The 383-nt window shown below is 66.8% G+C and carries 1 pseudogene; it reads left to right on the top strand.

The annotated features are described in order from the left end of the window. Window positions 1–383 (top strand): annotated as a pseudogene (locus KHA85_RS20565) (histidine kinase); the annotation flags it as partial.

The raw sequence follows: 383 nt of genomic DNA, 5'->3' as shown, positions 1-383 counted from the left end.
AAGGTATTCTTCGGCGCCTGCGCCGGCGTGGGCAAAACCTACGCCATGCTGCAGGAGGCCCAGCGTTTGCGCGCTCAGGGGCTGGACGTGCTGGTCGGCGTGGTGGAAACCCACGGCCGCAGCGAGACCGCCGCCCTGCTCGACGGCCTGTCGCTGCTGCCGCAAAAACGCATCCAGCATCGCGGCCGGCTGGTGCATGAATTCGATCTCGACGCCGCGCTGGCGCGCCACCCGGCGCTGGTGCTGATGGACGAACTGGCGCACAGCAACGCCCAGGGTTCGCGCCACCCCAAACGCTGGCAGGATGTGGAAGAGCTGCTGGACGCCGGCATCGACGTGCTGACTACCGTCAACGTGCAGCATCTGGAAAGCCTGAACGACGT

Source organism: Dietzia massiliensis (genome assembly GCF_018390595.1).
Taxonomy (GTDB): Bacteria; Actinomycetota; Actinomycetes; order Mycobacteriales; family Mycobacteriaceae; genus Dietzia; species Dietzia massiliensis.
The sequence above is the reverse complement of the archived record's forward strand: the minus strand, read 5'-3'. Positions and strand labels throughout refer to the sequence as shown.